This is a genomic window from Anaerostipes sp. Marseille-Q3525, assembly GCF_018223505.1.
Lineage (GTDB): Bacteria > Bacillota > Clostridia > Lachnospirales > Lachnospiraceae > Anaerostipes > Anaerostipes amylophilus.
Map to the genome: position 1 here is coordinate 1 of NZ_JAGTTT010000059.1, position 4,519 is coordinate 4,519.

8 protein-coding genes are annotated in these 4,519 nt (G+C 33.1%); all 8 read left to right on the plus strand.

The genetic code is table 11. The annotated features are described in order from the left end of the window. The first annotated feature begins 122 nt into the window (after positions 1-122). Complete coding sequence (locus tag KE503_RS14070) at positions 123-434, plus strand: hypothetical protein (RefSeq protein ID WP_212385662.1); 312 nt, start codon at positions 123-125, stop codon at positions 432-434. Positions 435-645: 211 nt separating this feature from the next. Further along, complete coding sequence (locus KE503_RS14075; RefSeq protein WP_212385664.1) at positions 646-1,221, plus strand: hypothetical protein; 576 nt, start codon at positions 646-648, stop codon at positions 1,219-1,221. Beyond that, positions 1,208-1,786, plus strand: coding sequence for an RHS repeat-associated core domain-containing protein (locus KE503_RS14080; RefSeq protein WP_212385666.1), 579 nt, complete (start codon positions 1,208-1,210; stop codon positions 1,784-1,786). The genes KE503_RS14075 and KE503_RS14080 overlap by 14 nt, the downstream gene beginning before the upstream one ends. Further along, positions 1,783-1,917, plus strand: a complete 135-nt coding sequence (locus KE503_RS14755; RefSeq protein ID WP_283093110.1) for a hypothetical protein — start codon at positions 1,783-1,785, stop codon at positions 1,915-1,917. The genes KE503_RS14080 and KE503_RS14755 overlap by 4 nt, the downstream gene beginning before the upstream one ends. Positions 1,918-1,960: 43 nt before the next feature. Continuing rightward, positions 1,961-2,488 (plus strand): DUF7336 domain-containing protein, encoded by a 528-nt coding sequence (locus tag KE503_RS14085; RefSeq protein ID WP_249183088.1) that lies wholly within the window; start codon positions 1,961-1,963, stop codon positions 2,486-2,488. 9 nt (positions 2,489-2,497) lie between these two features. Beyond that, positions 2,498-2,692 (plus strand): hypothetical protein, encoded by a 195-nt coding sequence (locus tag KE503_RS14090; RefSeq protein WP_212385674.1) that lies wholly within the window; start codon positions 2,498-2,500, stop codon positions 2,690-2,692. 248 nt (positions 2,693-2,940) lie between these two features. Next, complete coding sequence (locus KE503_RS14095) at positions 2,941-3,078, plus strand: hypothetical protein (protein ID WP_212385676.1); 138 nt, start codon at positions 2,941-2,943, stop codon at positions 3,076-3,078. 87 nt (positions 3,079-3,165) lie between these two features. Beyond that, positions 3,166-4,197: an RHS repeat-associated core domain-containing protein gene (locus tag KE503_RS14100; RefSeq protein WP_330622049.1), complete on the plus strand. Its 1,032-nt coding sequence runs from the start codon at positions 3,166-3,168 to the stop codon at positions 4,195-4,197. The last annotated feature ends 322 nt before the right edge of the window (positions 4,198-4,519 follow it).

Consider the following 4,519-nt stretch of genomic DNA (forward strand, 5'->3'; position numbering starts at 1 on the left):
TAGTATGTCAGTCTTATAGATAAATAATATCAGAGGTAATGAGAATAAAAAATAAAAAGTGAAGGTTAACCAATATGTTTCATGACACATTGGTGCCTTGCGCAGAAAGGCGGAATATAAATATGATCAAATCTAAGAAAAAAATTGTAAAAACTATCTGTTATATCTTTATTATTAGTTGTTTGATGTATAGTTTTATGACGGAAAAAGGTGCTGTTCGTTTTAGTATATTGTTATATGGATGTCCGAAAGAGGCAATAACAGGACATTTAAGACGTGATAATGTAGAGCATAAAGATTTAGAAGTCAGGAAACAAAGAGCATATATTATGGAACCATATCCTATAGATAAAGAAACAGGAGGAATTTTAGATCGTTGGATAGTAAAACGGTATGCAATATTTTATATTGCAGAATTTGATCCTGGAATATGATTGGTTATAATTTATGAATTTAAGTGCTCGTAATCACAACGGACATTTGATCCGTAGACCTTATGAAGTCAGAAAACAAGAAAAAGCGATGCAATAAAACACGAAAACATAGTGAAATCAGAAAAGTAACTAGAATAATAACGATAAATCTAATAATATAAAAATATCAGATTTCATAAGGGATACGGTAACTTAAGTTCGTAATGGAACCGTGACAGACAAGACATGGACAGACCATGCAGGCAATGCAGTCCGTAGCTTAAGCAGCGGTATCTATACGGATCATGTCTTTACTGACGATGGAAAAGAGATCGCAGCGGTTACCCTTGGAAGCAGCACCGATGGAGAAGGAAAGATCTCCCTGACGTTATACAACAAAGAAGGAAAAACAACCCATACGATCAGCCAGCCGGTTGTCGATGGAGACAGTATCACCACAGGAAAAGATACGATCATCAATGAGACTGCATATGATGTCAATGGAAATGTCACAACCTATACTTATGATGCAGAGAACCGCTTAAGCAAAGTATCTGTCACCGACAAAGACGGAAAAACAGCCGTGATCCAGCAGAACCGTTATAACGGAGACGGACAGAGGATCCAGAAAGTGGAAGGAAGCAAAACAACGAACTATTACTATCAGGACGGAGTAGTTTCCTATACAACCGATGGAGATAACAGCCAGACATCCCAGAACCTGATCGGAACCGATGGAAATATTCTTGCAACACAGAAATATGGAAGTGACCATACGGACTATCTGTTGTATCATGTTGTATCATAAAGATATCCAGGGAAGTAGCACAAGTCTTGTAAAAGAAGATGGAAGTGCCGATGCAACGTACCGGTATACAGACTTTGGGGAAACAACGATCAATGGCGATAACAAAGCAGAGAATGAAGTTTGCTATACTGGAGGAATCTATGATCAGAGTACAGGATTATATTATTTGAATGCAAGGTATTATAATCCGGAAGATGGAAGGTTTGTGACAGAGGATACTTATCGTGGAGAAAATGATAAACCTGATACACAACATTTATATGTATATTGTGCGAATAATCCAATAAATCATGTTGATCCTAGTGGTCACTATGCAGTGGCATTATATACATTAGTAAAAGTAGTTGCAGGAAGAGTAGTATTTTATGTATCATATTCAACTTGGAAAAGACGAAGGATAAAGACACGATATGCAGGAAGAAGAGTTACTTTTAAAACTAAAATATCCATATGGCTTACGTGGAGAGCAGCTAATAGAATAATGCATAGTAAAAGTAAAGCAAAAAGTAATACCAAAAAGAAAGATCAACAGACGTCCCAAGTTGGTTGGATAAAGAGCCATTGAAAAAAGGAGAAAATGGAAATGCTTATGCAACTAGAAAGATGAATGAACATTATGGAAAAGGAAAATGGAGAAAGAAAGGAGAGCAGGGAAGAGATTATAGTAAAATTAGAAAATGGGCGGATAGACATTAAAGTAAATTATAAAGTTTAAATATATTATGGGAGGTGAAAAATTATGATGGTTTATGAATTGTTTTTTTCATATTATGATGAAAATCCAGAAAATGATGATGAAATAATTATTGCTGTATATTCATCACAAGAAAAGGCGGAGGCAGGAAGAAAAAAATTTTTGAAACAACCAAGATTTAAAGGTAAAGATGAATTTTTGGAGATTTCTGAGTTTGAAATAAATAAGCCTTGGTGGAAAGAAGGATTTTGGAGAGCAACAATGTCATATTTTATAATCGAGCTTCTGAATGGTTATGTAATTGAGAAAGAAAAAGAAGGTGATCCAGAAAATCATAATATAAAAATAAGAAATCAAGAAGAAATGAAAGTATATCAAGGAACTATGGATTATTATTATGATCATGAAAAATTTTTATGTTTGAAAAATATTGAGAGTGGACAAATGTATTGTTTAGATAAACAACAGGGAAAAATTCAATATGAAGCAAATATTTATGAAGATATGTTGAATTTTTTAAGGCAAAGATATCAAATAGAAATTTTTGGATGGAAAGAAATTTTTAGGGAATGAGGTGATACAATGTATGTATATCAACTAACATATAGAGATGAGGGGAACTTATTAACAATTGGATATTTTGGAAGTTGGAAAAAGGCAAGAAATGTAATGAAAAAGTATAAATCAACATTGCCGGGATTTAAAGAATATCCAAATTATTTTATTTTAAAAAAAGTAAAATTAGATGAGGATGATTACTATTTTCCAGAAAAATAAAGCTGCACAAGGAGTACTAGATTGAAGGCTACTTGAATGATGCAATATATTTTATATTACAAAGCTTACTATGGTAGCATAATTAGTAAAGACGTTTGAGCCGTAGACCTTATGAAGTCAGAAAAGAAAAAAGAGATGCAATAAAAATGAAAACATAGAAAAATCAGAAAAGTAACTAGAATAATCATAATAAATTTTAGAATCAGATTTCATAAGGGCTACGGTACCTTAATGATATTCAGGGAAAAGTGCCACAGGAAGATACAACCTCCTATGACCCGATAGGAAGAGAAGTTTCAAGTATCGACCAGAATACAGGAGAAGTGACTACCACAAAGGAAAAAGCAGACAATACAACAAAAACAACAGAAACTTCTTATGGATAAGAAACTGCCGTGATCCATACCCTGACATGAACAAAGATCTATAAGGATCTTCAGGTACAGACAACCAAAGTCAATGGAAAAACAGCCGTGATCCAGCAGAACCGTTATAACGGAGACGGACAGAGGATCCAGAAAGTGGAAGGAAGCAAAACAACGAACTATTACTATCAGGACGGAGTAGTTTCCTATACAACCGATGGAGATAACAGTCAGACATCTCAGAATCTGATCGGAACCGATGGAAATATCCTTGCAACACAGAGATATGGAAGTGACCATACAGACTATCTGTTGTATCATAAAGATATCCAGGGAAGTACCACAAGTCTTGTAAAAGAAGATGGAAGTGCCGATGCAACATACCGGTATACAGACTTTGGAGAGACAACGATCAACGGAGATAACAAAGCAGAGAATGAGGTTTGTTATACGGGTGGAATCTATGACCAGAGTACAGGGCTGTATTATCTGAATGCAAGGTATTATAATCCAGAAGATGGAGGATTCTTAACAGAGGATACTTATCGAGGAGAAAAGGACGATCTAGATTCACAGAACTTGTATGGATACTGTAGCGGTAATCCTGTAAATTATGTGGATCCTAGTGGACATAAAGCAAAAAGTTTAGCATGCATTTATTATGATTCAGGACATGATTTAAAAAAACAAGCTAAGAATTCACCATATTATAGAAATGAGAATGTAAAATTTTTTGCTGTACATACAAATGCGGCTTTTAAAAAAGCGTGGGGAAAAATCAATTCAAAAATTGTAGCATTATATATGTATATTCATACAGGATTTAAAAATGGATATGGAAAGATTTTTATGCGTAGACAGACAATAGATTTAAAGAAATCATTGGTGAAAAGAAATTTTACAAAGAAACCGCAATTAAAATTTATAAAAATCTTAGGATGTAAAGCTGCAAAAGGGGGTAATAAGAGTGTAGCTAAAAATATACATGACTTAGCACCAAAAGCGTCTATTTATGCATCATATGAATCAGTATCGTTTTATAAGGTGAAAAATACATATTATGCTCGATATTCAAAAGCATATTTGAAAAAACATCCATATGTATTAAATTCAGATCCAACAGAGCATAGAATATATTAGATATAATTATTTGGTAATATATAATGATGAGCGTGTCAATAAGTATAAATTGCTTATTTGTGCAAGTACAAACACAATTTATACTTTTGACACTTATATCATATAATATTTTACAGTGATTAAATAATAAATAGGGAGGTTTGATTTATGAAAAAAATTTTAATTATATTTTCTGGAATAATTTTAAGTTGCATTATGGTGTATGGTATATGGCTATGCGTTGTAAATAGAAACACTGATGATTATTTAGATAATGATAATGTGAGTCAAGAAATTATTAGCTATAAGGGAGATAAGAATAATTTGGAATATAATATTATAA

Excerpts from the sequence above, each read along its gene's own strand:
- KE503_RS14070 (WP_212385662.1), top strand. The coding sequence starts at position 123 with ATGATCAAATCTAAGAAAAAAATTGTAAAAACTATCTGTTATATCTTT.
- KE503_RS14080 (WP_212385666.1), top strand. The coding sequence starts at position 1,208 with ATGTTGTATCATAAAGATATCCAGGGAAGTAGCACAAGTCTTGTAAAA.
- KE503_RS14085 (WP_249183088.1), top strand. The coding sequence starts at position 1,961 with ATGATGGTTTATGAATTGTTTTTTTCATATTATGATGAAAATCCAGAA.
- KE503_RS14090 (WP_212385674.1), top strand. The coding sequence starts at position 2,498 with ATGTATGTATATCAACTAACATATAGAGATGAGGGGAACTTATTAACA.